Source organism: Corynebacterium callunae DSM 20147, assembly GCF_000344785.1.
Taxonomy (GTDB): domain Bacteria; phylum Actinomycetota; class Actinomycetes; order Mycobacteriales; family Mycobacteriaceae; genus Corynebacterium; species Corynebacterium callunae.
The window spans coordinates 1,039,818-1,066,486 of record NC_020506.1 but is presented as its reverse complement, the minus strand read 5'-3'; the positions used below and the strand labels follow the sequence as shown (position 1 = coordinate 1,066,486).

28 protein-coding genes are annotated in these 26,669 nt (G+C 51.5%); 15 read left to right on the top strand and 13 right to left on the bottom strand.

Going from position 1 to position 26,669, the window contains the following annotated elements; translation table 11 throughout:
- Position 1: 1 nt before the first annotated feature.
- Positions 2 to 1,291 (top strand): MFS transporter, encoded by a 1,290-nt coding sequence (locus tag H924_RS05100; RefSeq protein ID WP_015650892.1) that lies wholly within the window; start codon positions 2 to 4, stop codon positions 1,289 to 1,291.
- 81 nt (positions 1,292 to 1,372) lie between these two features.
- Here the strand turns inward: H924_RS05100 and H924_RS05095 are convergent, their stop codons facing one another.
- The gene (locus tag H924_RS05095) at positions 1,373 to 1,783 is read right to left on the bottom strand and encodes a VOC family protein (RefSeq protein WP_015650891.1); all 411 of its coding nucleotides are present in this window, start codon (positions 1,781 to 1,783) and stop codon (positions 1,373 to 1,375) included.
- 133 nt (positions 1,784 to 1,916) lie between these two features.
- On the opposite strand from H924_RS05095, the gene H924_RS05090 reads away from it, so the two are divergent.
- Entirely contained in the window at positions 1,917 to 2,675 is a 759-nt protein-coding gene (locus H924_RS05090) for a GntR family transcriptional regulator (RefSeq protein WP_015650890.1), read from the top strand.
- On the opposite strand, the gene H924_RS05085 is transcribed toward H924_RS05090, so the two are convergent.
- Both H924_RS05085 and H924_RS14545 read right to left on the bottom strand, forming a co-directional pair.
- Entirely contained in the window at positions 2,672 to 3,463 is a 792-nt protein-coding gene (locus tag H924_RS05085) for an aspartate-alanine antiporter-like transporter (protein ID WP_015650889.1), read from the bottom strand. The genes H924_RS05090 and H924_RS05085 overlap by 4 nt on opposite strands.
- A 216-nt stretch (positions 3,464 to 3,679) precedes the next feature.
- Positions 3,680 to 3,799, bottom strand: coding sequence for a hypothetical protein (locus tag H924_RS14545; RefSeq protein ID WP_015650888.1), 120 nt, complete (start codon positions 3,797 to 3,799; stop codon positions 3,680 to 3,682).
- Between the two features lie 249 nt (positions 3,800 to 4,048).
- Here H924_RS14545 and H924_RS05080 point away from each other — a divergent pair, with 249 nt between their 5' ends.
- The 3 genes from H924_RS05080 to H924_RS05070 are packed head-to-tail and all read left to right on the top strand — an operon-like array spanning position 4,049 to position 6,915.
- Positions 4,049 to 5,107 carry a lipoate--protein ligase family protein gene (locus tag H924_RS05080; RefSeq protein ID WP_029703178.1) on the top strand — a complete coding sequence of 353 codons (1,059 nt, stop codon included), beginning with the start codon at positions 4,049 to 4,051 and terminating at the stop codon, positions 5,105 to 5,107.
- A gap of 45 nt (positions 5,108 to 5,152) precedes the next feature.
- A complete protein-coding gene (locus H924_RS05075) occupies positions 5,153 to 6,271 on the top strand; it encodes a heat domain containing protein (protein ID WP_015650886.1) in 1,119 nt (372 codons plus the stop codon).
- Positions 6,272 to 6,297: 26 nt separating this feature from the next.
- Positions 6,298 to 6,915: an MBL fold metallo-hydrolase gene (locus tag H924_RS05070; RefSeq protein WP_015650885.1), complete on the top strand. Its 618-nt coding sequence runs from the start codon at positions 6,298 to 6,300 to the stop codon at positions 6,913 to 6,915.
- On the opposite strand, the gene H924_RS05065 is transcribed toward H924_RS05070, so the two are convergent.
- The gene (locus tag H924_RS05065; protein ID WP_015650884.1) at positions 6,912 to 7,832 is read right to left on the bottom strand and encodes a DMT family transporter; all 921 of its coding nucleotides are present in this window, start codon (positions 7,830 to 7,832) and stop codon (positions 6,912 to 6,914) included. The genes H924_RS05070 and H924_RS05065 overlap by 4 nt on opposite strands.
- Positions 7,833 to 7,954: 122 nt before the next feature.
- On the opposite strand from H924_RS05065, the gene H924_RS05060 reads away from it, so the two are divergent.
- Genes H924_RS05060 through H924_RS05045 form a run of 4 tightly spaced genes read left to right on the top strand, consistent with a single transcriptional unit; the run spans position 7,955 to position 11,815 of the window.
- Positions 7,955 to 8,629: an NUDIX hydrolase gene (locus tag H924_RS05060; RefSeq protein ID WP_015650883.1), complete on the top strand. Its 675-nt coding sequence runs from the start codon at positions 7,955 to 7,957 to the stop codon at positions 8,627 to 8,629.
- Positions 8,613 to 9,884: a quinolinate synthase NadA gene (gene nadA / locus H924_RS05055; RefSeq protein WP_015650882.1), complete on the top strand. Its 1,272-nt coding sequence runs from the start codon at positions 8,613 to 8,615 to the stop codon at positions 9,882 to 9,884. The genes H924_RS05060 and nadA overlap by 17 nt, the downstream gene beginning before the upstream one ends.
- Positions 9,884 to 10,723 (top strand): carboxylating nicotinate-nucleotide diphosphorylase, encoded by an 840-nt coding sequence (gene nadC, locus H924_RS05050; protein WP_211208120.1) that lies wholly within the window; start codon positions 9,884 to 9,886, stop codon positions 10,721 to 10,723. Before nadA ends, nadC begins: the two co-directional genes overlap by 1 nt.
- Positions 10,724 to 11,815, top strand: a complete 1,092-nt coding sequence (locus tag H924_RS05045) for a cysteine desulfurase family protein (RefSeq protein ID WP_015650880.1) — start codon at positions 10,724 to 10,726, stop codon at positions 11,813 to 11,815.
- A 21-nt stretch (positions 11,816 to 11,836) separates the two neighbouring features.
- Here H924_RS05045 and H924_RS05040 read toward each other — a convergent pair whose 3' ends face one another.
- Positions 11,837 to 12,991, bottom strand: a complete 1,155-nt coding sequence (locus tag H924_RS05040; protein ID WP_404825332.1) for an MFS transporter — start codon at positions 12,989 to 12,991, stop codon at positions 11,837 to 11,839.
- 186 nt (positions 12,992 to 13,177) lie between these two features.
- On the opposite strand from H924_RS05040, the gene H924_RS05035 reads away from it, so the two are divergent.
- Positions 13,178 to 13,639: a MarR family winged helix-turn-helix transcriptional regulator gene (locus tag H924_RS05035; RefSeq protein ID WP_015650878.1), complete on the top strand. Its 462-nt coding sequence runs from the start codon at positions 13,178 to 13,180 to the stop codon at positions 13,637 to 13,639.
- Here the strand turns inward: H924_RS05035 and H924_RS05030 are convergent.
- Positions 13,636 to 13,980 carry a zinc ribbon domain-containing protein YjdM gene (locus H924_RS05030; protein ID WP_029703181.1) on the bottom strand — a complete coding sequence of 115 codons (345 nt, stop codon included), beginning with the start codon at positions 13,978 to 13,980 and terminating at the stop codon, positions 13,636 to 13,638. The two genes, H924_RS05035 and H924_RS05030, sit on opposite strands and share 4 nt — an antisense overlap.
- A gap of 41 nt (positions 13,981 to 14,021) precedes the next feature.
- Here H924_RS05030 and H924_RS05025 point away from each other — a divergent pair, with 41 nt between their 5' ends.
- Positions 14,022 to 14,441 (top strand): OsmC family protein, encoded by a 420-nt coding sequence (locus H924_RS05025; protein ID WP_029703182.1) that lies wholly within the window; start codon positions 14,022 to 14,024, stop codon positions 14,439 to 14,441.
- Here the strand turns inward: H924_RS05025 and abc-f are convergent.
- The 4 genes from abc-f to H924_RS05005 form a co-directional block, all read right to left on the bottom strand.
- Entirely contained in the window at positions 14,438 to 16,081 is a 1,644-nt protein-coding gene (gene abc-f / locus H924_RS05020; RefSeq protein WP_015650875.1) for a ribosomal protection-like ABC-F family protein, read from the bottom strand. The genes H924_RS05025 and abc-f overlap by 4 nt on opposite strands.
- Positions 16,082 to 16,127: 46 nt before the next feature.
- Positions 16,128 to 16,892: an isocitrate lyase/PEP mutase family protein gene (locus tag H924_RS05015; protein ID WP_015650874.1), complete on the bottom strand. Its 765-nt coding sequence runs from the start codon at positions 16,890 to 16,892 to the stop codon at positions 16,128 to 16,130.
- 81 nt (positions 16,893 to 16,973) lie between these two features.
- On the bottom strand, positions 16,974 to 17,696 hold the full coding sequence (locus H924_RS05010) for an SCO1664 family protein (protein WP_015650873.1): 723 nt from the start codon (positions 17,694 to 17,696) through the stop codon (positions 16,974 to 16,976).
- 3 nt (positions 17,697 to 17,699) lie between these two features.
- The gene (locus H924_RS05005; RefSeq protein ID WP_015650872.1) at positions 17,700 to 18,338 is read right to left on the bottom strand and encodes a histidine phosphatase family protein; all 639 of its coding nucleotides are present in this window, start codon (positions 18,336 to 18,338) and stop codon (positions 17,700 to 17,702) included.
- A gap of 49 nt (positions 18,339 to 18,387) precedes the next feature.
- On the opposite strand from H924_RS05005, the gene H924_RS05000 reads away from it, so the two are divergent.
- Both H924_RS05000 and H924_RS04995 read left to right on the top strand, forming a co-directional pair.
- Positions 18,388 to 19,776, top strand: coding sequence for a MoxR family ATPase (locus H924_RS05000; RefSeq protein WP_029703185.1), 1,389 nt, complete (start codon positions 18,388 to 18,390; stop codon positions 19,774 to 19,776).
- Positions 19,777 to 19,799: 23 nt separating this feature from the next.
- On the top strand, positions 19,800 to 21,749 hold the full coding sequence (locus H924_RS04995; RefSeq protein ID WP_015650870.1) for a vWA domain-containing protein: 1,950 nt from the start codon (positions 19,800 to 19,802) through the stop codon (positions 21,747 to 21,749).
- Here H924_RS04995 and H924_RS04990 read toward each other — a convergent pair.
- Positions 21,746 to 22,855, bottom strand: a complete 1,110-nt coding sequence (locus tag H924_RS04990; RefSeq protein WP_015650869.1) for a PQQ-dependent sugar dehydrogenase — start codon at positions 22,853 to 22,855, stop codon at positions 21,746 to 21,748. The two genes, H924_RS04995 and H924_RS04990, sit on opposite strands and share 4 nt — an antisense overlap.
- A gap of 97 nt (positions 22,856 to 22,952) precedes the next feature.
- On the opposite strand from H924_RS04990, the gene H924_RS04985 reads away from it, so the two are divergent.
- A complete protein-coding gene (locus H924_RS04985; protein WP_029703187.1) occupies positions 22,953 to 24,299 on the top strand; it encodes a DUF4185 domain-containing protein in 1,347 nt (448 codons plus the stop codon).
- 6 nt (positions 24,300 to 24,305) lie between these two features.
- On the opposite strand, the gene H924_RS04980 is transcribed toward H924_RS04985, so the two are convergent.
- Entirely contained in the window at positions 24,306 to 24,980 is a 675-nt protein-coding gene (locus tag H924_RS04980) for an NAD(P)-dependent oxidoreductase (RefSeq protein ID WP_282705366.1), read from the bottom strand.
- A gap of 45 nt (positions 24,981 to 25,025) precedes the next feature.
- Here H924_RS04980 and H924_RS04975 point away from each other — a divergent pair, with 45 nt between their 5' ends.
- Positions 25,026 to 25,310 carry a VOC family protein gene (locus H924_RS04975; protein WP_015650865.1) on the top strand — a complete coding sequence of 95 codons (285 nt, stop codon included), beginning with the start codon at positions 25,026 to 25,028 and terminating at the stop codon, positions 25,308 to 25,310.
- Here H924_RS04975 and H924_RS04970 read toward each other — a convergent pair.
- Complete coding sequence (locus tag H924_RS04970; protein ID WP_015650864.1) at positions 25,307 to 26,638, bottom strand: short-chain fatty acyl-CoA regulator family protein; 1,332 nt, start codon at positions 26,636 to 26,638, stop codon at positions 25,307 to 25,309. The two genes, H924_RS04975 and H924_RS04970, sit on opposite strands and share 4 nt — an antisense overlap.
- Positions 26,639 to 26,669 lie beyond the last annotated feature (31 nt).

Sequence of the window (26,669 nt, the reverse complement as noted above, 5' to 3'; positions counted from 1 at the left end):
AATGTCTTCTTCTCTACTTAATCCCCCAGCTACTTCAAAGAGTGTTTCTGGTGTACTTGCTTTGCTCTGGTTTGCAATTGTGCTTGATGGTTTTGACCTCGTGGTTTTGGGAGCAACCATCCCAGCCATGTTGGAAGATAAAAACTGGCATCTAACCCCGGCGTTGGCTACCCAGATTTCCACCACTGGCCTAATCGGCATGACCATTGGTGCACTTACAATTGGATTCTTAACTGACCGCCTCGGCCGACGTCGAGTCATGATTTTCTCAGTTTCGGTGTTCTCTGTATTTACCCTGCTCCTTGCTTTTACCTCTAGCATTCCGCTCTTTACCCTGTGGCGATTCTTAGCTGGTGTGGGATTGGGCGGCGCACTACCAACAGCCATTGCGATGGTCACCGAATTTCGCCCAGGTTCAAAAGCTGGTTCAGCCTCAACCAGACTTATGACTGGTTACCATGTGGGTGCAGTTGCCACCGCTTTGCTCGGAATGTTCCTCATTGATGCATTTGGCTGGCATTCCATGTTCATCGTGGGTGCAGTTCCAGGCCTCATTTTGGTCCCATTGCTATATTTCTTCCTGCCGGAATCTCCACAATTCCTCAAATCCACGGGTCGAGTTGAGGAAGCTCAGCGCGTAGCAGCAACTTATGGACTGCCACTTGAAGATAATCTAGGTTCCACTCATGCGGCGGAAATTGGTGAGTCCTCTTCACTTTCCTCCCTATTCAAGCCAAGTTTCCGACGCAACACCATCGCTATTTGGGGCACCTCATTTATGGGTTTGCTGCTGGTCTACGGGCTAAACACCTGGCTTCCTCAAATCATGCGTCAAGCCGACTATGACATGGGAAATTCACTGGGATTCCTCATGGTCCTCAATATCGGTGCAGTCATCGGCCTAATTATTGCTGGCAAAGTGGCCGATACACATTCTCCACGTAAGACCGCTTTGTTGTGGTTTGTATTCTCTGCAGTTTTCCTAGCTCTATTGGCGATTCGTATGCCACTGGTTGGTCTATATGCTGCAGTGCTTTTTACCGGCATTTTTGTTTTCAGTTCTCAAGTTCTGGTTTATGCCTTCACCGGCGAAAACCACCCAGCAAAAATGCGCGCAACTGCGATGGGATTTTCTGCAGGAATTGGCCGTTTGGGAGCAATCTCCGGCCCAATCCTCGGAGGCCTTTTGGTCGGCGCAAACCTGGCATATCCTTGGGGCTTCTTTGCTTTCGCGGCAGTAGGAATCTTAGGTGCGCTAATCTTCTCCACCTCCAAAACCTTGCGTAGGTGAAGCAATTTAACTTCGCCCTTAAAAAATAGCCTGGTGATCTTTTTAAGATCACCAGGCTATTGCTTTGTTTTTGAGGAATGCTTACATTGCAGAGAAGCTCCACATCACACCATATTTATCAAAAACTTGACCGTAGGATCCGCCCCAAGGAGCGGTTTCAAACTTCATGGTTTCTTCGCCGCCTGCAGCTACCATGGTGGCGATACGCTCACGTGCATCCTCCACAGATTCAGCGTTGTAGAGCATTGAATATGCAGTATCACGGATTGGGTATTCACCGTCCATGGAGTCACCGCCGGAGATCAATCCGCCTGGTAGGGTGAGCACGCCGTGAGCCAAAGCATCTGCTGGTGGTTCGAAGGGCATGCCCTCCATCTTGGTATCTGCGTAGGTGAGCAAATTAAGCTCACCACCGAAAACTTCCTGCCAGTGCTTAAGAACTTCTGCAGTGTATCCATTGAAGGTGACGTAGGTGGAGATAGTGCCTGCCATGGTTTTGCTCCCAGGTTTGAGGTTGAATTTTCCAGCCCCATAGTACAGATTATGACCGACCTCACAAGTGGAATCTTGACGTTGATAACCTCCGCAATGCAGGATTTACATAACAATATTATGAGGAGTATCGATGGCTACATTAAATAAAGAACTTGACCCCAGCACCGGGGTTCCGCTGTATCGCCAAATTAAAGATATCCTGAGTGCAGAAATTTCGGCAGGGTCGCTAAATGCCGCTACTCCCATCACCGAAGCTTTGCTCCTCGAGCGTTTTAAAGTAAGCCGCGCGCCCATCCGCCAAGCCCTAAAAGAACTCAGCGATGAAGGTTTTGTCTATAGAAAACAAGGAAAAGGCACCTTCCCGGTACCGGGGCGCCGAATTGATCGATCCGCCGATACCCGAGCCGGTGCTCTTTTTCAGCAATTAACCGCCCAAGGTCTTAACACCTCCACCACTGTGGGGCAGCTGGCACGAATCCTTCCGCCACCCCATGTGCAAAAGAAATTGGGGTTGGAAGTAAATGAATCTGTATTGCACTTTGTACGGCTCATTTCGGTAGACAATATTCCACTCACCCATTCCAGCATCTATCTGCGCACCCCAGTGGAATTTGCGCCTGATATATCGGAACTTCAGGGTGGAATCTCTGCTTTTGAACTGCTTGAACGTGATTTTGGTATCAAGCTAGTGGAATCAGAAAATGAAGCCTGGGTAACAACGGCCTCAACTCAGCAGGCCGAACGATTACAAGTGTCAGTAGGCACTCCCCTCTTAGCCATTGAAACAGTATTTATTACCAAAGGTGGAGCGCCCACCGGGTTCCGATTTGCGATCCACCGCTCTGAAGAATTTAAGTATCATTTCACCACTAATAGCCAGGGCATTTAAACCACCAACAAAACAGGAATAACCACGACCTTGTAGATCAATGCCACTGCAAAGGTTGCCGTATATCCAGACATAATGCGGGAATCTGAAGAATTCTCAAGGGCATATTGCAGCACTGCGGGCTGGCCCAACAAGCCGTCCACACCACCATTGGCGCGAGTTGCAGATTTACCCATAAGCCAGACAAACACCAAGAAGGATCCACACCCCGCTAGAGATACTGCCCCTGCCAGTACTATTGCTACCAGTCCTTGTAAGGTAAATACAGAGCTAGTAAACGCTGTGCCTGAGGAAACTCCAACTGCGGCGAGGAAGAGCATAAGACCCAATTGGCGGAGCGTGTAGTTGGCCGCTCGTGGCAATTGCCGAGCCACCTGACCAGTCCTTTGCAGGGCACCCAAAATCAAACCGGCAATCAAAGGGCCGGCAGCTGCGCCGAGCGCGAAGGAAGAACCGCCTGGAAGCGGAACCTCAATAAGTGCTACGAGGAAACCAATAGCAAGACCACCCGCAGTTGCTACCCAGTCCAATTCTGAAATTGATTGAATTGAGTCACCAAAGTAAGTGGTTAATTCCTCATGTCGAGAACCTGAGTAGACAACTTCAACAATGTCGCCGCGTCGGATCTTAGTAATGGTCGAGCTGTACAGCTCAAATAAAAGCAGGTTTCCCACCTGATTGCCGGCAAAATCGCGATTACTAATACGGAAACGCTGCAAGGAGATATACTTATCACGACCTGGCAGAGTTGGGGTACCGCGCCCCAAAGCCTTAATCAGATGCGACAATGCGGCTTTAGTAGATATAAGTGAAACGATGTCGCCTTTTTATCCATCAGAAGTATCACCCACAATTCGGGTTGTGCCCTGCCGACGTACCGTTGCTACCTGGAATTGATCCGAGGAGTTTTATTCTAAGGCCACCATATCAACATCATTAGTTACTGAAACTCGAGCGCGCACCAATACTTTCTCATTGGCATTTTCTTGATCATGCTTGGCTCTCTAAAAACGACCAATAGTAAAAGCCACCAACAAAATCGCAAGAACTACGCCGGTTGGATAACCCAGTGAATAAGCAACTGTAGGCAAATCAGATCCAGTTTGTTCCTGAGCCAGAGCCAAAGATGGCGTTGAAGTTAAGCCGCCTGAAAAGAGGGCTCAATCTAATAGGGCCAAATGGGATAGCCCCAAAAATCGTTCCCAGCGCAATCACCAGGAACAGCGTCAACAACGTATTATCCCCAAGTATTTCTGCCATAACATCCAGAATAAGACAGGATTTTATTCTTCGCTAAAGTAACCCTTTTGGCCCACATCTCGCAGGATTTAGCAGATATCAACCTTCCCAAAAACCGGCGTATTATCGGAATAATGAAACATCATTTCGAAATCAAAGTTCCCGGTGGAAAATTGGTGGTTGTTGATGTCACCACCGAAGAAGACACCATTACTAATGTGCAGGTTTCCGGCGATTTTTTCCTCGAGCCTGATGAAGCCTTCTTTGCTTTAGGTCAATCCCTCAAAGGTGCTTCTACCAGTGACAGCGCCCAGGATTTAGCAGCCAGAATCGATGCAGCCTTAGGCCAATTCGACAATGTTGAGCTTCACGGTTTTTCCAGCAGCGATATTGCCCTCGCCGTGCGCCGTGCGATTAGCGGTGCCCAAGACTTCACCGATTTTGAGTGGGAAATCCTTGATCCCGGTCCCCTGCCCACTGCGGTAAACGTTGCACTTGATGAGCTTTTGCTTGATCAAGTAGTCAATGGTCAACGTGGCCCAACCATGCGAATTTGGAACTGGAATGACCGCGCCACAGTAATTGGCAGTTATCAGTCTTATGTCAATGAGATTAATCCTGCCGGTGTTGCCGAACATGGAGTCACGGTAGTGCGCCGTATCTCTGGTGGTGGTGCAATGTTTATGGAGGGTGGCAACTGCATTACCTACTCTCTCTATGCTCCGGAATCACTGGTAGCAGGCTTAAGTTATGAGCAGTCCTATGAATATCTAGATCGCTGGGTGCTTGCTGCATTAAAACAACATGGCGTTGATGCGTGGTATGTCCCGATCAATGACATCACTTCCACCGGTGGAAAAATTGGTGGCGCTGCTCAAAAGCGGCGCGCCGGGGCGGTCCTGCACCACGTAACCATGTCTTATGACATTGATGCAGACATGATGACGCAGGTTTTGCGCATTGGCAAGGTCAAGATTTCCGATAAAGGCATCCGCAGCGCGAAAAAACGAGTGGATCCTTTGCGCCGCCAAACTGGTGCCACTCGCGCAGAAATCATCGATACCCTGAAGAACACCTTTAGCAGCCGTTATGGCGCCAAGCCTGCGGAGTTGAGTGAAGCAGATTTCCAGGCAGTTCAAGAATTAGTGGACAGCAAATACGCCACTGAAGCGTGGACCAAGCGCGTCCCTTGATCCCATCAAATCCATCGCCAACTAGCACCACCATTAAGGAAAATAATGCCCACTGCAGATGAGCTCCTGGGACAAAAAGTAGTAATAGACCTCCACGAGATTCTTGATGCTGCCTACCCAGCCGGTGAATTTCCACAGCTTGCCGTTGCCAGCCAACAGCTTGATGGCTTGGCATTGAGGGAGCGCAGCGATCATCTCGCCGCGGCCATTTTGGCAGATGCGCCTCTGGAGTGGGCACCTTTTAGGGAGATCATCATTAATGCCCGCGATGTATCCCCAGGTCTCGATGGGTGGATGGTTTGGCCTATTACTGTCGCGACTGCCCGGCGCGCCATTACAGCAGATTCTCCCCAGGCCTTTGATGAGGGTCTGGATCTCTTGGCCTCCTTGACTTCTCGGCTAACTGCGGAGTTTGCACTGCGTTTAATGCTGCGCGCTGATCTGCATCAGACCTTGGAAAAAGCCCAAAGCTGGGCTAACTCAGAGGATGAGCATATTCGTCGCTTGGCAAGCGAAGGTACGCGGCCGTATTCGCCCTGGGCGCTGCGGATTCCCGAGCTCCAGGAAAATAAGGGGATTACCCTCCCCATCTTGGAAACCCTCAAGCAGGATAAATCGGAATATGTGCGGCGTTCGGTAGCCAATCATCTAAATGACTTAAGCCGAGACATCCCTGAGCAGGTAGTTAAGACTGTGGAGTCTTGGTCTAAAGATTCCAGTGCGGAAACCAAGAAGCTGGTCAAGCATGCCTTGCGCACGCTTATTAAAAAGGGAGACCCGGGAGCTTTGGCAGTGCTGGGATTCAACAGCCAAGCAGTAGACATCACGCACCTCGAGCTGCATGAAACGCAGATTGAATTTCCTGGCTCGGTTGAATTTTCTGCGAAGTTGCACAATAAAGGCACCGAAGTTGCTCGGGTGGCGGTGGATTATGTGATCAACCATCAAAAAGCTAATGGCAAGCGCACTCCCAAAACTTTTAAGCTCACCACTCTGGCATTAGCGCCAGGCGAAGTAAAGATCCTCAATCGCAAGCATCTTTTTAAGCCGATTAGTACTCGTCGCTATTACGATGGCACTCACACTCTGGCGCTACAAGTTAATGGTCAGCAATCCGCTGAGTTTCCTTTTGAGCTCAGCGGAGCTTCTTCTCATCCACGGTAATAATGCTGAAATAATAAGGAGAAACCATGGAAACTGCTCCAATTAAGATCACTCGGCATGTTCATGCGTGTGTGGAAATTGCATACAAAGATTCCCGCCTCATTATTGATCCGGGCAGTTTCGGTGCTCCTGATCTCAGCGGTGCCACCATCCTCTTTACCCACAATCACCCAGATCACCTGGACCCTGCGATTTTGGATAAGTCCATGGAAATCTACGCTCCCCGTTCAGTGGCACACCAACTAAATATTGAGGTGCACATTGTGGACCACGGCCACACCTTTAATGTGGGTGATTTCCGAATTGAGGTTGTTGGTTCCCAGCATGCTCGTCTGCTGCATTCTCAAGGCCTCGGTGAGAATATTGGTTACTTAATTAATGGCCGGGTTCTGCATCCGGGTGATGCTTTTCCGCCCATCAAAGGCGTGGAATTAGCTTTGCTACCAGTTAATGGGCCGTGGCTAAAAATGCTTGATATCGAGGAATACTTAAAGAAGTATCCACCGTTGAACTTCATCGGGATTCATGATGGCATTGTCAATGACTACGGCTTGGCTATCAATAAGAAATTCCTCACACTGCTGGGCGCTGAGCACAACTCCAACTATGTGCCCTTAAAGGTTGGAGAGTCCTTCCAGATTTAAAGCCGAATTAGGGCCACACCTGCAATAATCACCAAAAGGCCCACAATCTGCGGGAGGCGAACTTCGCGCCGGGTGCTATTGAGCAGCCCGAAGGCGTCGATAAGCAAACTTGCGAGCATCATGCCCAGCAACGTTGCCACTACCGTCACCCCGGTGCCAATAATTGGCCCTAACAGGGCCATGCTGAAGATGATCGTGGCACCCAGCACTCCGCCCAACCACATCCACCACGGATTAGGGCCGGCGCCGAGGCCACGCCAGCGTGTGCGCGAGGCCAGGAGCAGGACAAATAGCACAGTTGTGCCCACACAGAAGGAAATCAGGGCGGCTTCCACTGCCGAACCTAAAATCCGCCCGAGTCGGCCATTGACTGCCACTTGCGTTGCCGAGCACATACCCATGACCACGCCCAATGCGCGCCACAGCCAAATTGCCGGGCTCTGAACTGCAGACGCTTCTCGACGCCCCCTCCCACCTACTACGCCAACCACTGCGAGGGAGCCCAGCATTACTGCCATTGCGCCAATAATACGCAGCGGGGAAAGTGGAGTTTGAGGAGAATTAAAGAGACCAAAAGCATCAATGAGCAGGCCCATGAGGATTTGGCCACTGATGGGCAAAATGACAGTTTGAACACTGCCAACGCGTGGGAAGAGCAAAATATTGCCAGTTAACAACACCACTCCGAGTGCGCCACCAGTGAAAATCCACCAGGGTTCCCCGCTAGTTGCTGCAAAATTTGGAATCGGAGTGCCACTGGTCATCCAGGTTGCAATGATCAGCGTGATGGTGCCAATAAAAAATGAAATGAAGCTGGCCAACAAAGGCGCACCAACTGAAAAACGCAACCGATTATTAACCGAGGTTTGAACCGGCATTAGTGAGCCCACCACTACCCCAAAGAGCACAGCTAACACAGTTTTCCACCATTTCTTTTGTGTCTTAATAATTAAAAGTCATAATAGACCTCTTCCCTTTAGGTCAGAATGACTATAAGATGTGCATCTAGTTAAAGTCACTTAGACCTTAAGGGGTTTGCATGGCACAAGGTGCCAAAATTCGCATGGCCGTGTCTACGGTTATTTTTGCGATGCGCCCCAATAAAGATGACGTCCCCTGTTTATGGACGCCTTTTGTTCCTCGCACACGAGAGCCCGACCTGAACAAATGGGCGCTCCCTGGTGGCTGGTTGCCAGTAGATGAGGAATTAGAAACAGCTGCGGCTCGTACCTTGGCAGAAACTACTGGCCTGCATCCAAGTTATGTGGAACAGCTTTATACCTTTGGCCAAGTTGATCGCTCCCCCACTGCAAGAGTTATTTCTGTGGTCTATTGGGCGTTAGTGCGCGCAGATGAAGTAGCTGCTGCAATCCCTGGCGATAATGTGCAATGGTTCCCTGCAGATCACCTGCCTGAGCTGGCTTTTGATCATAATGACATTGTTGAATACGCCTTGGAAAGACTAAGAACCAAGGTGGAATACGCCGATATTGCGCATTCATTCCTGGGTGAGAAATTCACCATTTCGCAATTGCGCAGCGTTCATGAAGCGGTTTTGGGGCACAAACTTGATGCCGCTAATTTTCGAAGATCCGTGGCCACCATACCCGAGCTCATCGATACCGGCGAAGTCCTCACGGGAACCCCGCACAGACCTCCAAAACTATTCCGCTACAAGAACCTGAAGCAGGCTTATTATGACCTCAACCATTGATCCTTCTGTCAACCACGCCATTCAAAGTGGGGACAGTTGCAATTCCGACCTCAAGCAGGGCCCCTGGTTCCTTGACACCCCCGGAATGCCTGACACCTACGGCCCCGGGGCGTCGCAAAGCGACCCCATCCCGGTCCACTCCCCGCGCCAGCAGGTGCTGCCGCCAAAATACCAGGGGCTTAGCGACGAAGAACTGCACCAAAAGATTCGCGATGCAAAAGCTACGCTCGGTGATCGTGTAGTTATTCTTGGTCACTTTTATCAACGTGATGAGATCATTGCGCATGCTGATTTTGTGGGCGATTCTTTCCAACTCGCACGCGCTGCTAAAACCCGCCCGGAAGCAGAAGCCATTGTTTTTTGCGGGGTGCACTTTATGGCTGAAACTGCTGATCTTCTCTCCTCCCCTGAACAGGCAGTGATTTTGCCTAATCTGGCTGCTGGCTGCTCCATGGCAGATATGGCCGACCTGGATTCGGTGGAGGATTGTTGGGAGCAGCTCACCGAGATTTATGGCGATGAAGTGCTCATTCCCGTTACCTATATGAATTCTTCTGCTGCGCTTAAAGGTTTTGTCGGCCAGCACGGTGGCATTGTGTGTACCTCTTCTAATGCCCGCGCTGTATTGGAATGGGCTTTTGAACGTGGCCAAAGAGTGCTCTTCTTCCCTGATCAACACCTGGGCCGCAACACCGCAAAAGCAATGGGAATTGGCCTTGACCAAATGCCATTGTGGAATCCTAATAAGCCGCTTGGTGGAAACACTGTCGAAGAGTTGGAAAATGCAAAGGTCTTGCTCTGGCATGGTTTTTGCTCTGTTCACAAGCGTTTTAATGTGGCTCAGATTGAGAAAGCGCGTGCGGAATTCCCTGATGTGCACGTGATTGTGCACCCCGAATCACCCATGGAAGTTGTTGATGCCGCCGATTCTGCGGGATCCACCGATTTTATTGTCAAGGCTATCCAGACAGCTCCAGCTGGCAGCACCTTTGCCATTGGAACCGAGATTAACCTGGTACAACGCCTGGCTGCCCAATACCCGCAGCACCATATCTTCTGCCTGGATCCCGTTATTTGCCCTTGCTCCACTATGTACCGCATTCACCCGGGTTATTTAGCATGGGCCCTGGAGGAGCTGGTAGAAGGAAATATCATCAACCAAATCACCGTGGATGCAGCAACTGCTGATCCTGCACGTGTTGCTCTCGAGAGAATGCTTTCGGTGGTTCCACTAGCGAATGGCAATACCAAATGATACGGTCTTCTCTTGATGCAATTGTCAGCGCAGCTTTAAAAGAGGACGCGCCGTGGGGAGATATCACCTCCGAAAATCTGGTTCCTGCCACGGCGGTCATGACCGCACGGCTGGTCGCTCGTGAGCCCGGTGTATTTAGTGGCGTTGAGCTGGTAAAAACTGCATTCCACCAGGTTGATCAGACGCTTTCCGTGGAACTATTTATTCGCGATGGCGCTGCCTTTAATGCAGGCGATACCTTGGCCACCATTACTGGTAGCGCGCGTGCAATTTTACGAGCAGAGCGTATTGCCTTGAACTTTGTGCAGCGCACCTCTGCCATCGCTACTTTGACAGCCCGTTATGTGGATGCCATTGCTGGCACCAAGGCTCGTATTGTGGATACTCGGAAAACTACTCCTGGGCTGCGTCTTATTGAGCGCCAAGCAGTGCGCGATGGTGGCGGTTTTAACCACCGCAGTACGCTTTCCGACGCCGTGATGGTCAAGGACAACCACTTGGCGAGTCTGCTCTCTGAGGGAATTAGTGTCACCGAGGCACTGCTAGCACTACGCGCAAAAATCCCACACACCACTCATATTGAGGTGGAGGTTGATCGCCTGGATCAAATTGATGCAGTCCTTGCAGCAGGTGTGGATACCATCATGTTGGATAACTTTAGCCTGGCTGACCTGGAAAAAGGCGTAGCTCAGATTGCAGGACGTGCTCTAGTAGAAGCATCTGGCGGAGTAAACCTTAATACCGTGGCAGATATTGCCCGCACCGGTGTAGACATCATCTCGGTGGGTGCGCTCACCCACTCCATCAAGGCCTTGGATCTGGGTTTGGATGTCGCATAAATGCTTTATCTAGATAATGCAGCCACCACTGGGGTTCGTCGAGAAGCACTTGAGGCGATGTGGCCCTATCTCACCGGCACCTTTGGCAACCCCTCAAGCCCCCATGCCTTTGGCCGGGCTGCGGCCGAGGGACTCAAAGGCGCACGCCAAACAATCGCCAAGGTTTTGGGCAAAAGAGCCACGCAGATTACTTTTACTGCTGGCGGCACCGAAGCCGATAACTTGGCGATTAAGGGCATTGCCTTGGCAAATCCACGTGGTCGGCACATTATCAGCACGCCTCTTGAGCACAAAGCGGTCTTGGAATCCTTGGATTATCTGCGAAGATTCCATGGTTTTGAGATCAGCATGCTCACTCCGGATCGTTATGGCCAAGTCAGTGCGGAAGAGCTAAAACAGCTCAGCCGCGAGGACACCACCTTGGTCAGTGTGCACTACGCCAATAATGAAATCGGCACCATTCAGCCAATAGCAGAGCTTGCTCAAGCAACCAGTGCGCCTTTTCATGTTGATGCTGTCCAGGCCGCACATTTACCACTTGACTTGGATGTTTCTGCAATTAGTCTGTCCGGACACAAAGTGGGAGCACCCAAAGGCATTGGCGCTTTATGGTCTAAGGCGCCTTTGGAGCCTGTTATTCATGGCGGCGGACAAGAAAAAGGACGACGCAGCGGCACCGAAAATGTAGCCGGCGCAGTTGCTTTTGCCACCGCTTTGGAGCTGGCTCGGGAAGAGCTTTTTCCTGACCTTTCCGGTTTCATAACTTCCGCGCTAGAGATTGAGGGTGCGCAGCTTAGTGGCCATCCGACAATGCGTCTACCTGGACATGCATCCTTTGTTTTTGAGGGCACCGGTGCGGAAACCGTGTTGTTGGAGTTGGAGCGTTTGGGAGTTATTTGCTCCCCCGGCTCCGCCTGCGGTCAAGGCGAGGTTTCTCATGTTTTGCTTGGGCTCGGTTATTCCGAAGATCTAGCCAGAACCTCAGTGCGCTTCACTTTTTCAGCATCCCACACTCCGGAGGATGTGGATTTTGCTGCGCAGGCGCTGAAAAGCGCAGTTGCCACGGTGCGTTCCAGCTTCTCCCCGCACTAAAAAGCCGAGATCTAAAATTAACTAGACTTCTGGCAAAAATCCCTGTTTTGCACGGGGATGCTGAGCGTGGGTTAAAAGATAAAACAGCGCTGCGAGCACTACCACGCCGGCCAAAATCAGGTACATGGAGCCAAAACCAATCGCGCTCAAAATGCCACCCAGCAAAATTGGGCCGATACCAAAGCCGAGATCCACAAAGAGGAACAAGGTGGAGAAGGCAGAGCCAAATTGTGTGCGGTCCACTACTCCAACAGCGATGGACTGCGCTGCTGGCATCAAGGTTCCATAGCCCAAGCCCGCGAACACACCTGCCACCACGACCTGCCAATTCTGCTGTGCAAAGGAAAGAACCAGCAAGGCCAAAGCGAAGAAAATCAGTCCGAAGAAGACAACAATATTGTCACCACGGCGGTCTTGCAGCTTGCCCAAGAAAGAACGCATCAGGAACATAGCAATGGAATAAGCAATGAAGAAGAGCCCTGCTCCGGCGAGTACATCGCGATCTTCAGCGTAGGCATTGAGATAAGCAATAACTCCGGAATACGCAAAAGCCACCAGCAGCATAAAGAGGCCAATTGGCAGCACTGCAGGAGTAATAATGCTGCGGAAGCTAAATTTAACTGGCTCCCCTTCGGCAGCTGGCTCCGAAGTTTTAAGGTACATAAAGATCACAGCACCAAGGCCGATGAGGGAAGTTACCATCACAACCCAAAAGAGCGTGTTGTAATCAAAGGATCCCAGTACAAATAGTGCGATTGCAGGTCCAATAGCTGCGGAAACTGTAGTGCCAAGGGCAAGGTAGCCAGTTCCCTCAGAACGCCTGGCAGCAGGAATAATCTCTTGCACCATGGCCATAATTGCGGTTCCGGCAAAGGCATATGACAGTCCGTGGAAAAGACGAACAGCAATAAGCAATTCCAGAGAATCCGCAAAGAAATAAAGGGCACAGGCAATGGTCGTTGCTACCACGCCAATCAGCATGATGCGGCGCCGTCCCACGCGGTCAATAATGTAGCCCGATACCAAGCGGGAGAATACCGCGCCGATAACAAAGGCGCTGGAGGCTAGTCCACCCATGGTTTCTGAAGCCTGGAATTCTTTGATGGCATAAAGTGCCATGGTGGTGATGAGAAAATAGAACACCAAAAATTGGAGAAAGTTTGCGATCCAACCCATAACAAAAGTTGGACTGAGCAGCTTTGGCTCTTCCGTATTGTTCACTATGTTCCCTATTCAAAATTTAAGTCAAAATCGAAATTGCATAATGCAATTAGTTCTTCACACACGCTATCAGATTGATTGCATTATGCAACTCCCCTGCTAGGATCGCTTTAGACCCATCGTTGCTAGGAGTGAAAGATTTTGTCTGAAGGCTCGTCCATTTTTGAAGATCTGGCTTATGAGTACATGCTCATCACCCGCTATAGCGTGCAAGATCTCCCCACATACGGCCGCGACACCATTATGGATCGCAGTGCATTGGTTTTGCTTGCCCGCCTCGACGCGCAGGGCCCAATGTCAGTAAATGAACTCGCCGAAGCCTTCGGGTTAAATACCTCGACGGTGCACCGTCAAATCAAGGCCGCCATGGGGCATGGCCTCATTGAGCTTGTCGACGACTCCCCCGGCGCATCAGCAAAACTGCACCGTCCCAGCCCCTTGGGCTTGGAAAAATTACATGTTGAACTTGCTGCGCGCGCTGCTGGACATGCCCGCGTTATTGCAGATTGGCCAGCTGAGGAGGTGGACACTTATGTCCGCTTGTTAAAAAAATACAATACGAGCTTGGAGGAAAAACTAGGCCAACCGTGGCCTAGACCCTAAGCCTTTTTGACCACGCTGGACTTAAGGCGCAATTGCCCAAATCCTGGCACCTTGGCTTCGATATCGTGGCCATCAACTAGCTCTTCAAGCAGGTGAATACCACTGACTTTGGTGCCGATCTTGATTGCACCGCCGCCTTTCACTTTCAGGCTTTTGACGATGGAGACGCTATCGCCTTCTTGCAGGATATTTCCTACGGCATCTTTGATAACGGTCTCTGGTGCGGCAGCTTCAGCTGACTCCACCCATTCATGTGCACACATGGGGCAAACCAGCAGATCACCATCTTCATAGGTGTATTCGCTGGCGCATTCTGGGCATGGAGGTAATTGTTGCGACATAAGAAGGAAATTCTACCGTGCCAGATGTTAGTGTGCGGGATATGGCGATAATTAATCCTGCTGCGAATCTCACTGCACAGCGCACCGCTCCAGATGAATACACCGTCATCAGTGAAACTGGCGCTCAGCTGCGGATTGCTCCCCCGGGCACCCCGGATTCTTTCTCCCCGGGCGAGCTTCTACAAGCAGCTTTGGCCGGATGCGCTGCACTTGCAGCTGAGGCTCAGTTGGCACATTCTTTAGGGCCAGATTTTTCAGCCACCGCAACTATCAAGCCGACTATTAGTCAGGGAATTTTCACAGAATTACTCTTTGAGCTGCAGGTTGACCTTTCAGAGATAGCCGCAGGCAAACGCGAGAAACTCAAAGAAAGCACCCTGCGGAAAATTGATAAGCTCTGTGCGGTAAAAAATTCCATCAAACCAGGAATCGCAGTCCACACAGAGCTTCACACAGATTAAAGCTCTTGAACTTGACCAGCTTCCACATGCCAGCGTCGATTAGTTTTTACGGCGCTGAGCATGCGACGGTCATGGGTGACCAGTAATAAAGCACCGTCATAAGTTTCCAAAGCTTGCTCGAGCTGCTCAATGGCTTCCAAATCCAGGTGGTTGGTAGGTTCATCCAACACCAAAACATTGACCCCGCGGATTTGTAGCAGGGCTAGGCCAGCGCGCGTGCGCTCACCGGGCGAGAGCTTGTCGACGTCCCTATCCACGTGATTGGCATTCAACCCAAATTTAGCCAGCAGGGTACGAACCTCACTTAAAGGCAGCTCAGGCACTTGGGCTTCAAAAGCTTCCATCAGTGGTTTATGTGGATCAAGCATGCCGCGAGCCTGATCAATTTCACCGATCTCCACACTGGTGCCCATCGTTGCGGAGCCACTAGTGGGTTCTTGTTTGCCCAAAAGCCCGCGCAGCAAGGTGGATTTTCCAGCACCATTGGGCCCGGTAATACCAATGCGATCACCGGCATTTACCTGTAGTGATACCGGCCCCAGGGTGAAATCTCCCTGTTCAAAGGTAGCGGCATTAAGAGTTGCTACAACCGAGCTAGAACGCGGTGCCTGGCCGACGGAAAATTGCAGTTTCCACTCCTTGCGAGGCTCAGCAACTTCTTCAAGGCGCGCGATACGGCTTTCCATTTGGCGAACTTTTTGGGCCTGCTTTTCACTGGATTCGCTGGCCGCGTTACGGCGCAACTTATCATTATCCGGTGCCTTTTTGATGGCATTACGCACACCTTGGCTAGACCATTCTCTTTGCACCCTGGCACGTGAAACCAAGTCTTGTTTTTTATCGGAAAATTCCTCATATTGTTCCCGAGCATGGTCGCGCAATACGGCCCGTTCCTCGAGGTAGGACTCATATCCACCACCATAAACATGAGTGGAATTTTGGTGGAGATCAAGCTCCACAACCTTGGTGACACAACGGGCAAGGAATTCACGATCGTGGCTCACCAGCACTACTCCGCCGCGCAGGCCTTGAACAAACTTCTCCAAGCGCTCCAAACCATCGAGGTCTAGGTCATTGGTTGGCTCATCAAGCAGCACAATATCAAAGCGAGAAAGCAACAGCGATGCCAGACCAACACGCGCAGCCTGGCCACCGGAAAGACCTTCCATCAAAGTGGAAATAGGCAGCTCAAAACCCAGTTCTGCAAGGACTACGGGGATGCGATCTTCCAAGTCAGGGGCGCCACTTGCCATCCAGCGATCAAGTGCAATGGAATAAGCATCGGCCAAGTCGGCGTCTTCAGGGTTTTCGCCATAGGCAGCAGCCGTATCATCCATGGCCTTGGTTGCAGCAGCGCAGCCGGTGCGTCGCGCAATATAATCCGCGATGGTTTCACCAGCGGTACGTTCATGTTCCTGTGGCAGCCAGCCCACAAAAGCATCGGCTGGCGATAACGTCAGGTGGCCTTCCAAAGGTTTTTCCACCCCGGCCAAGATTTTATGGAAGGTGGATTTTCCAGCGCCATTAACACCGACCACTCCGATGACATCGCCAGCGGCGACCGTGAGGTTGAGATTGTCAAAGAGGGTGCGGTGTCCATAGCCACCAGCAAGGTTATGCACCACGAGGGTTTCGTTCATGGCTCTATTGTGTCATTGCTGAGGCTTGTCGTCGAAAAGCGCGGTTTTAGACCCAGTGCTTTAACTGCTCAGCTGAAGTGGCACCCAGCCACTTTTGCCAGGTGGGGCCGAAGCTAACGCGGCGCACGCCGAGTACCTTCAAAGCGGCGAGGTCGCCGGCACCATGTCCATCTACCGGGTGGGCAGTGACGTTGACCGGAATGGAAACAGCTTCCACCATGCGGGCAACCTGCTCTTCAGTCTTTAGTGCCACCGGGTACACCGAGCGAGCACCGGCTTCTTGGAGGAGCTGGATGCGCTTGATGGCTTCAGCCTCAGGATCAGCAAAAACAGCAGTACCCAGGCGCACGGCGTCGGTACGACCATTGATCACAAAATCTACGCCAGCAGCGTCGGCAGCAGCGCGCGCTGCAGCAATATAATCAGCATGCTCCTGTGCCTCGCGGACACGATCGCCTTCCTTGTGCACAACATCTTCAATATTGGCGCCTACAGCACCAGCTTCAAGTAGGCGATTAATCAGCTCTGCGGGGTCTAGCCCATAGCCGGACTCCACATCGGCGCTCACTGGCAGATCTACAGAGGACGTAATTTTCTTTACAACATCCAGATAATCGGCGAAATCCATGTTTTCACCATCGGAACTACCAATGGCATCTGCAACCGGGTGGCTACCAATGGTTAGGCCTTTAAATCCAGCTTCGGCTGCAACCGAGGCGCTCCAGGTATCCCACACAGTGGGCAAAACTAGCAGGTTTCCAGACTCGTGATCTGTAGCAAATTGGGCTGCAAGTGCAGTGACATCTGACAAAATAAGCTCCTCAAAAAGTGGATTGATTTTTGTCAGCGCCAGCCTAGCGCTAAAAGCTAAGACTGGCAGATTCTCTCGCTTTTAAACCAGTGGCCAGGGGAATTGCCGATGGGAACGTGGGTGTGGCAAATAAGGCAGGCGCACAATTCTTGAGGCTCGGCGCTGCACAGCTTCAATTTCAACAGGGTGTAAAAGTTCAGATAGCTCAGGCGGAACTTCATCAATTAGCGGCTCCACTGCATCTATCAAATGCTGCGGAATATCAACCCCTGCAAAATCCCAGATTACGGTGCGTAACTTTGGCTCCGCGGAAAAACACAGGCCATGGTCAATGCCCCAAATGTGGTCACCCTCCAACATCACATGCCCAGACTTGCGGTCGGTGTTATTACACAGCAAATCAAAAACTGCCATCTGCAAAAATTGCTCGTGCAAATCAGGACGGGTATCAAAAAGCGGGAAATAATGCTCACCATTGTGGTGGATAAACCACTGCACAGAGCCAACACCTGCGGGACCATCATGCCTAATAACAGTTGGTGGCACCAGGTTCCAGCCCAGGTGATTGCTCAACACAAAGGCTGCCCTTTCGCGTCGATAAAGCCCTGGCGGGAAATCCCACAGCGGTTGCTCACCGAGCTCGGGTTTATAAACTGCCCAGGCATAATCTGGATCCGCAGTCGAGTTGGGAATTTCTAGGTCCACTACAAAACCGACATTGCTTGATTCCACCAACTGCTGCACTATCCCCAGCTCAGCAGTGGAGAGTAAGGCAAGCTCGCGCTCAAAAGGAGGCGTAATCATGGGCTATTTTTCTGCTCGGAGATAATCAAGGCTGCCGGTACGAGAGTTTGTCAGGAGCATCCGCGCCGGGTTGTCTCCATTAAACTCCACTGCGGAAATTGCGGCGGTATCAATATGAATTTTTTGGAAGGAATCCAAAGGCGTTCCCACAAAATGCGCCACCGCTGCCTTAATGGTGTCGGCATGGCTAAAGGCTGCAACCACCTCACCGCGATGCTGCGTTGCAATGTTATTAATCGCAGCCACCATGCGGTCTTGCATTTCTACAAAGCTTTCCCCACCTGGAAAACGGAAAGTGGAAGGAGAATGCTGGACCTCTTTCCATTCTGGCAACTTATTTAATTCACTCAAACGTTCGCCAGTCCACTGCCCAAAATCGCACTCCACTAACCCATCTACCAGCTCTACATTTAACCCCTGCTGGGCTGCGGTGGGTGCAGCAGTTTCGCGGGCACGTTCCATGGGCGAGGAATAAATCGCTGCCAGTTTTAGCCCAAGCAAACGCTGCGCAACCTCCTGAGCTTGGCTTTCTCCGCGCTGCGCCAAATGTAAACCGGGAGTGCGCCCAGGTAAAATTTGGCCAGTGGTGGGAGTTTGACCATGGCGAATAAGCAAGACCACGGTGCTGCGATTGTGTTCCATGCCACGCAGCCTACAGCTTTCCGTAGAAAAAAGGACTAGCCTCAAAAGGGTGAGTCTCCCACCAAATGTGTCCACGCTCGGTGAGCTTAAGGCCACCGGCTATATCCACCGCCCGCTGCGCCAAGAAATCCGCGCTAATTTGCTGGCCAAGCTAGAAAAGGGCGAAGATCCCTGGCCTGGATTACACGGCCTGCAGCATACTGTCATCCCACAGGTTGAGCGTGCCTTAATTGCTGGGCATGACATTGTGCTTTTGGGTGAAAGAGGCCAGGGTAAAACCCGCCTGCTGCGCTCTTTAACTGCACTTTTAGACGAGTGGACCCCTGCTATTTCAGATTCGGAGCTGCGCGAAGATCCCCTCGCTCCAATTACTGCAGCCACCCGCGCGCGCATTAAAGCTGAAGGTGATGCCCTGCCAATTAGTTGGATCCACCGTGATGATCGTTATGCGGAAAAATTAGCCACCCCAGATACGTCCGTAGCAGACCTTATCGGTGACGTTGATCCGATGCGCGTTGCCGAAGGCCGGCGTTTGGGGGATCCCGAAACAATTCACTTTGGCCTAATCCCCCGTTCCAACCGGGGCATTGTAGCCATTAATGAGTTACCTGACCTCGCCGAGCGCATTCAGGTGGCCATGCTCAATGTTATGGAAGAACGCGATGTCCAGATTCGCGGTTATATGCTGCGTTTGCCCCTAGATCTTTTAGTAGTAGCCTCGGCAAACCCGGAGGATTACACCAACCGAGGCCGCATTATTACCCCGCTTAAAGACCGTTTTGGCGCTGAAATCCGCACCCACTACCCCATCGAACTACGTGATGAAATAGCCGTGATTAAGCAGGAAGCCAAGCTGGTTGCGGAAGTTCCAGATGTGCTGCTAGAAATCCTGGCCCGCTATACCCGCGCTTTACGTGAATCATCTGCGGTTAATCAGCGCGCCGGAGTATCTGCCCGTTTTGCTATTGCTGGTGCAGAAACCATTGCAGCAGCTGCCTTGCATCGTGCCACCATTCGCGGTGAAGAAAACGCAGTTGCTCGCCTGGTGGATGTTGATGCAGCCGTTGAGGTACTCGGTGGCAAGGTGGAATTTGAGGCCGGTGAAGAAGGCCGCGAATGGGAAATCTTGGATTATATTCTCCGTACTGCCACTGCGGAAACCTTGCGTCCACGTTTGCGCCCACTTGACCTCACCGCGCTCATTGCAGCCCTTGATGGCAGCGTCACAGTTTCTACCGGTGCGCAAGTCTCTGCTGAGGAGTTTTTGGAATCCCTGCCAGAGCTTGGCGATACGGACCTTTATGAAGAAATCGCAACCGCTTTTGAGGCCACAACCCCAGGTCAACGCGCTAATGCAATTGAGCTTGCGTTGGAAGGCCTCTTTCTTTCCCGAAAGATCGCCAAGGATTCCGGCGAAGGCGAAACAATCTATGGCTAAAAGCCAGTTCTAAGGAGTCAGCCATGTCTGCACATTTGGGCCCACGTTTTAGCCGTTATGGGCGTTATTCTGGCGGCCCAGATCCGTTAGCCCCGCCTGCTGATCTGCGCCAGGCACTCGATGAGATTGCCCAAGATATTATGGCTGGCTACTCCCCTGAACAGGCATTACGCGAATATTTACGGCGTGGTGCCCGCGGCCAAGAAGGCTTTGATGATCTGGCCCGGCGAGCCATGGAACGCCGCCGCGAACTGCTGAGCAAAAACAATCTCGGCGGCACCCTAAAAGAGGCAAAAAAGCTTCTCGACGCCGCCCTGCGGGCGGAAAGAGCCCAGCTAGCCCGCGATATTGACTTAGATGACACTGATCGCGCGTTTCGGGAAATGACCTTGGAGAATCTCCCTCAGTCAACCGCAGCTGCGGTAGCGGAGCTAAATACCTATGATTGGCAATCCACTGAGGCACGGCAAAACTTTGAGGAGATTAAAGATCTTCTAGGCCGCGAAATGCTTGATCAACAATTCGCCGGCATGAAACAAGCCCTCGAAGGCGCAACGCCTGAGGATAAAGCTGAGATCGCGCAGATGCTTAAAGACCTTAATGAGCTGCTGGCAAAACACCGAGCCGGTACAGATACCCCGGCTGATTTTGCTGACTTTATGGCCCGCCATGGCCAGAATTTCCCAGAGAACCCTCGCGATATTAAAGAACTCATTGACCTCTTGGCTGCGCGTTCAGCTGCTGCCCAAAGAATGCTCAACTCAATGTCCGCGGAGCAACGCCAAGAATTAATGGAGCTTTCCGCCCAAGCATTTGGATCAACCGAATTGCAGGAGCTTCTGGGCGATTTGGCTGGAAACCTCGAAGGCTTGCGGCCGGAGCTTGATTGGAATAGTTCAGAGGACTTTTCCGGTGAGCAAGGCATGGGACTTGGTGATGGCACCGGCGTGATGCAAGACCTCGCAGAGCTAGATAACCTCACCGATCAGCTCAACCATGATTACACCGACCTAGATTTGGATGCGCTACGCCGACAGCTCGGTGATGACGCTGCAATTTCTGCCGAGCTGCTGGCCAAATTAGACCGCGCCATGCGCGAGAGCGGATTGTTGCGCAAACAAGCAGATGGTTCACTAAAGCTCAGCCCCCAAGCCATGCGGCGACTGGGAAAAACTTTACTTGACGACGCCACCTCCCACCTCTCCTCCCGCAGCGGGTCACGGGATTCCCGCTTTGCGGGTGCCGGTGGTGAACAAACTGGCGCCTCGCGGTCTTATGAATTTGGCGATACCCAACCCTGGGATGTCACACGCACTATTAATAATGCTTTGCAACGCACGGCAGGATCTAATGATCCGCTCAAGATCACCGCGGCAGATATTGAAGTGGTGGAAACCGAGGTTCGCACCCAACATGCGGTTGCGCTATTGGTGGATACCAGCTATTCCATGGCTGCGGAAGGCCGTTGGGTGCCGATGAAACAAACTGCACTGGCTTTGCATCACCTAATTTCCACAAGGTTCCGCGGTGATGAATTAGCACTGATTAGCTTTGGACGTTATGCGCAATCAATGGATATTGAGGAATTAACTGGATTGCCTCCGGTTCATGAACAAGGCACCAACCTGCATCATGCTTTGTTATTGGCAGAGCGCTTTTTTGCACGTAACTCCCATATGCAACCCACCTTGTTGATTGTTACTGATGGTGAACCAACAGCACACCTCGAGCCCAACGGCGAGGCCTGGTTCAACTGGCCCACTACCCCGGAAACGCTATCCAAAACAGTGTTGCAATTGGATAAGATCGCTAAACGCAGTGCACACAGCACCTTTTTCCGCTTGGGCTATGACCAAGGTTTAGAGCACTTTCTCAACCAATTAGCTAATCGAGTGGGTGGCACTGTCAGTGCTCCTGACCTTGATGGTTTGGGGTCCGCTGTGGTGGGTGAATATTTGCGTTATCGCGATTAAGGCCTTAATTCCCACAGGTTGCCAGCTGCGCCATCTTCCAAAACCCATACTGCACCATCAGGAGCTTGGGCGATGGCTCGGATGCGAGCTTCCATGGGCCACTGATTAAGCTCCACAGCAGGCTCTTCTAGGGTGACTTGCACCAGGCGTTGCCCGCTCAAGCCTCCGATGAGGGCTGAGTGGCTGAAGGCGTCGAAAAGCTCTCCTGAATAGATCAGCAAATTACCCGGTGAAATTGAAGGCACCCAAGAAATAGCTGGTGCATGGAATCCGTCCCCGGATTGGTGATCAGGAATATCGGAGCCATCATAGTTACTGCCCATTGAGGCCTGTGGCCAGCCATAATTATCGCCGGCGACCACCTTGTTCAGTTCATCGCCGCCTTGGGGTCCCATCTCAGTTATCCACAACTCACCATTTTCCGCAGCTGCCAGGCCAAGGATATTGCGATTTCCCATGGTCCAGCGCTCATTGTTCCAGGGGTTTCCTGCTGCAGGTTGTCCGTCTAGAGTAAGCCGCAGCAGCCCGCCGAGATTTGAGTTGATATCTTGGGCAGGCGCGCCTTGCTGGCGATCGCCACTGCTGACAAAAAGATACTCTCCTGCGATGAGCAAACGTAGCGAAAAGTGGCCACTACCTGGAGCGGGATCCTGTTCCCAAATGACGTTGAGATTATTCAAGCTGCCGTTGGACGTGTCCAAGGTGGCAGTACCTACGACACCTTGTGCACCCGCAGGATGTTCGCGCACCCAACTTAAGTACACCGTGCCATCGCTGGAGAACGTGGGTCCGGGGACGATGTCATGCATTCCCGCTTGGCCTTCGGTATATACCTCCGGGGTGCCACTTATGGCTTTGAGCTCGCCGTTGAGGTGATTAAGTAACTGCAGCCCACCAGTTCTTTGGGTAATAGCGAGGTAGTCTGTGCCTGGCAAAAATGACATCGCCCAACCATTGTTAATGGTGGCTTTATGGTTGCGAGTGAAATCAGTATTGGTGACAGCTGAGCTAGAGCTTGAGGAACTGCTAAAAGCTTGAGTGGGGGTCGAGGAACATGAGCTAATGGCCACGCTAAACGCTACAAAGACGGTGAGGTGTCGGCGCATATCTATAGACCCTATAGAATTTTTTGGCACAAAAATAGACCATTACTGTTAGAGTTTTGAACGCTCCTCTAAGTATTCCCAATGAAAAGATACGCAATTGAAAAAGACTCCCCTTGCCCTACTGAGCGCATTATCTTTAGGATTTTTGCTAACCCCAGTGGCACATGCCTCCACCTTTTCTTCTTTTAGTTCGGGATCCTCCGGTAGTTCTGGCTCCAGTGAGCAATCAGATGCGGCAACCCCTGCAACTCCTTGGGCTACCGAAATCTCTGATGGTTTGGTGGTCAACCTCATTGGTGATGTTTTGGGCGAGGGTATTTCAAATCATGTCGGGGCCTTGGCTGCTGACTTGGGAATTATGACCTCATTGGGAACTGGCGAAGAATTTGCCATTATTTTTGGCGATACTTTCCGTGGCGCTTATCTGGGTCAAGGTGAGTGGATGAGCCCGGCAGGAGTTATCGCCGAGCTAGATGAAAACGGCAAAATCATTATTAAACGACCGCTTAATGAGGGCGAAAGCGTTGAACAATTAATCAACTATTCTCACAATGAGCGTGGCTTGACGCTACTGCCCTCGGATGTCATCAACATTGATGGAACCTTATATATGCAGGCCATGTGGAATGAAGGCATTGGCAATGTGTTGTATACCCAAATTTGGAAGTCCACGGATCAGGGCAAAACCTGGAAATCCGTGACTACGATTCCCACCAGCTATCTTGATGGTTATGCCAATTTGATCACCTGGGAACAAGGTCCAGACGGATACATCTACATGATGAGCTCAGAATTCCAGCGGGCAGATGATGTTTACCTCACCCGCTTTAAGCCCTCGGACTTTGGCAATCGTGATGCCTGGGAGCATTATTCCATGTTTACCGATCGCACTGGAACCTGGGGTGATTCATATTCACCCGTGATCTCTGACAAGATGGCCGCCGGAGAAATGTCCCTGCGTTATATCGATGGTTATTGGGTGCTAGCCATGTTTAATGCGGAAACCATGGCCATTGAGGTGCGCATTTCCAAGGAAATCGCCGCCGATTGGAACGCTATTACCCCAGCTCAGGTCGTGGTAGCTGGTACCGGCGGTTGGGGCGCAGAACAAACTCCAAGCAATTTCACGCAACTTTATGGTGGTTATATTATGCCTGGTTCCACCATTGACAATATGGATTTGATTGTTTCACAGTGGAATTCAAGTGATAATAGCCGTTATATGTCTACCCAATTTAATGTCAAGGGTCTTGATACCTTCTTTGGCCTTGTTAACACTGCTCCCACCGCGCGCAGCATGGCACCGCAGGTTGATCGCACTGGTGACCAAAGTGTCATTACGGTAGAGACCAGCCCTGTTGCTCCAGAAATCTCGGAGCAACTAGCGGAAGAGAACATCATGGAAAACATGACAGAGCTCTACATCGTGCCGCTGGAGGACTAGCAAACCTTAGGCATCAGAAACGGTGAAGCGGGTGTTGCGGTGCTGTGGATTTTCAATTTCATCCACAATCGCAATAGCCATGGTGCCGGCAGTGGTATGAGATTGACCGTCTGCAGCTAGGAGCAGGGAATCAGTGCCTAGCTGCGGAGTGGTTGCAGGACCCTCTGCCGGGTACTGTGCCTGTGGGGACACGCCAACCCATTGCACATCGTCCACGGTGCGCAGGTATTCCAGCTGTTTAAACTGCTGCTCAGGAATGTTAATCCAAGCTGCTGCGTCAGGAAGCTCACGCAAAACCTCCACAAAGGGACGACCGGTCTCCGGATTGGTCAAAGAACCTGCACCCAAGATAAAGACCAATCGAGTATTGGCACTAGCTGCAGCTACCAGATTGCGGGAGAGCTCAATATGCTTTTCCGCAGTATCAGGGCTGGTAGAAAAGGCATTTACCACTACTTCAAGGCCAGCAAGATCAGTGGACGCAAGCTCCAGTGCGTCTTTTTCGATAATGACAGCATCCTCACCAAAGAGGTCACGGGCTTTAGCGCCGTCGCGTACTACCGCCACAACTTCGTGGCCGCGCTTATGTGCTTCTGCATAAACGCCTGTCCGGAAGTGCCGGTTGCGCCTATAATTCCGATTTTCATGAGAGCTCCTTAGGTTACTTGAAGTATCAACTATCTTCCTTAACGCTTTTGGTCACTCCGCTATTCCGAATTTGCTGGCATGCCTTATTGGGGTGTGGTGACCGGCGCTGAAGAAGATATGGGTATTAATGGCGCAATTATGCAGCGTCAAGGCGAAGCTGGCCCAAGCGGTGCTCCAATTAATGGTGCAGTGCTCACCCTCGGAGTTGCTGATTTTGATGGGATCGCCCAGAAGATCATTGCCGCTGGTGGAACAGTTGCCCTGGAAAAATATGCGCTGCCCGGAATGGCCTGGCAGGGATATTTCCTCGATACCGATGGAAACGTTTTTGGCATCCAACAGCCAGATCCCAATGCTGCTTAATCCCCTGATTGTGCGGTGCGATAACGCTCCTCGGAGCTGATATCAAAGTTCAATACCAGAGGTTGCCGAGCTTGTGGAAAAGCTCGCTGCGGGCAGTTCGTGCGTGAACATTGAGTACAACCCGGCCCAATCGGTGTGGCTGATTCCGGACTTAAGTCCAGGCCATTGCTATAAACCAAACGATGCGCCTGGTCTAAGTCGCAGCCCAACCCCACCACAAATTCTTTACGCGGAATACCAAATCCCAATTGCGCCCCATGCACGGTGCGCGCAATCCATAAATAGCTGCGTCCATCTGGCATGGTAGCCACCTGGCGGGTAAACCTGCCGGGAGTTTCAAAAGCACGGTGAATAACCCACAGTGGGCAGGACCCACCCGAGCGCGCAAAGTGAAAACTGGTAGAAGACTGTCGCTTGGAGATATTCCCGGCGCGATCAGTGCGGATAAAAAAGAAGGGGATGGCTCTTTGCCCTGGGCGCTGCAAGGTGGAAAGCCGGTGGCATGTCATCTCAATTCCGCTGCCAAAATGAGCGGCGATGCGGTCAATGTCATAGTGATAATCTTCGGCGATCTTGAGGGTTTGTCCATAAGGCAAGACCGTGGCAGCAGCAAAATACTGGGCCAGGCCGAGCCGGCCCACCTTGCGGGAGGCTTCATCGGGAAGCGTCTGTGCAATTCTTTCTAGAACGTCATTGTGCATCAACAATGCATATTGCAAAGCGATCTCAAAGAGGCTTTGAGTATCACTCAGGCCGGTACGCAGATGTAGCTCGCGGGTATCTGGATTAAAAATGCGCCGAGGTCCGGTGTTATGCCAGCGGAAACGCACGGAAACATTGGCATCGGAACCCAGGATTTGCGCCATTCGAGCCAGGCGGAATTGTGTCTCTCCCAGCTTTTCTGCCAGCTGCTCCCCCATGCGGTCTAGTTCATCGATGTAATTGTGGGCATCGTAGAAGAAATCTCGAACTGCTTCATAAGGGCCTTGTTCATCGTCTGTGCCGCTGCGGGTGAGCTCGATAATTTCGGCTACTAAATCAGGGTAGCGGGCACAGATGTCATTAATTTGTTCTGCTGGAACATGCGGAAAAAGTCCTTGGAGATCAGCGATGCTGTGGGCATCTGAATCTGGAGAAAAATAGGAAGCCTCCACATCAAACTTGGATGTCAAGGTCATGAGCACGGTTGCAGTTAGTGGCCGTTGATCATTTTCCAGTTGGTTGAGATAGCTGGTGGAGAGGCTTAATTGGCGAGCCATTTCCACTTGGGTGAGCTGTGCTGTCCTACGCAGGGTGCGTATTCTTGCCCCCGCGAAAAGCTTGGCCATCGTCCCTCTTTCCCTGTTTCATGGTCCCTAG

Bases quoted from the DNA above. Each gene is read 5' to 3' on its own strand.
- H924_RS05090 (WP_015650890.1), top strand. From the start codon at position 1,917: ATGGCTACATTAAATAAAGAACTTGACCCCAGCACCGGGGTTCCGCTG.
- H924_RS05095 (WP_015650891.1), bottom strand. From the start codon at position 1,783: ATGGCAGGCACTATCTCCACCTACGTCACCTTCAATGGATACACTGCA.
- H924_RS05080 (WP_029703178.1), top strand. From the start codon at position 4,049: ATGAAACATCATTTCGAAATCAAAGTTCCCGGTGGAAAATTGGTGGTT.
- H924_RS05025 (WP_029703182.1), top strand. From the start codon at position 14,022: ATGGCGATAATTAATCCTGCTGCGAATCTCACTGCACAGCGCACCGCT.
- H924_RS04975 (WP_015650865.1), top strand. From the start codon at position 25,026: ATGCCTTATTGGGGTGTGGTGACCGGCGCTGAAGAAGATATGGGTATT.
- H924_RS04990 (WP_015650869.1), bottom strand. From the start codon at position 22,855: ATGCGCCGACACCTCACCGTCTTTGTAGCGTTTAGCGTGGCCATTAGC.
- H924_RS05030 (WP_029703181.1), bottom strand. From the start codon at position 13,980: ATGTCGCAACAATTACCTCCATGCCCAGAATGCGCCAGCGAATACACC.
- H924_RS05100 (WP_015650892.1), top strand. From the start codon at position 2: ATGTCTTCTTCTCTACTTAATCCCCCAGCTACTTCAAAGAGTGTTTCT.
- nadA (WP_015650882.1), top strand. From the start codon at position 8,613: ATGACCTCAACCATTGATCCTTCTGTCAACCACGCCATTCAAAGTGGG.
- H924_RS05005 (WP_015650872.1), bottom strand. From the start codon at position 18,338: ATGGAACACAATCGCAGCACCGTGGTCTTGCTTATTCGCCATGGTCAA.
- H924_RS05010 (WP_015650873.1), bottom strand. From the start codon at position 17,696: ATGATTACGCCTCCTTTTGAGCGCGAGCTTGCCTTACTCTCCACTGCT.
- H924_RS05070 (WP_015650885.1), top strand. From the start codon at position 6,298: ATGGAAACTGCTCCAATTAAGATCACTCGGCATGTTCATGCGTGTGTG.
- H924_RS05045 (WP_015650880.1), top strand. From the start codon at position 10,724: ATGCTTTATCTAGATAATGCAGCCACCACTGGGGTTCGTCGAGAAGCA.
- abc-f (WP_015650875.1), bottom strand. From the start codon at position 16,081: ATGAACGAAACCCTCGTGGTGCATAACCTTGCTGGTGGCTATGGACAC.
- H924_RS04995 (WP_015650870.1), top strand. From the start codon at position 19,800: ATGTCTGCACATTTGGGCCCACGTTTTAGCCGTTATGGGCGTTATTCT.
- H924_RS05040 (WP_404825332.1), bottom strand. From the start codon at position 12,991: ATGGGTTGGATCGCAAACTTTCTCCAATTTTTGGTGTTCTATTTTCTC.
- H924_RS04970 (WP_015650864.1), bottom strand. From the start codon at position 26,638: ATGGCCAAGCTTTTCGCGGGGGCAAGAATACGCACCCTGCGTAGGACA.
- H924_RS05075 (WP_015650886.1), top strand. From the start codon at position 5,153: ATGCCCACTGCAGATGAGCTCCTGGGACAAAAAGTAGTAATAGACCTC.
- H924_RS05060 (WP_015650883.1), top strand. From the start codon at position 7,955: ATGGCACAAGGTGCCAAAATTCGCATGGCCGTGTCTACGGTTATTTTT.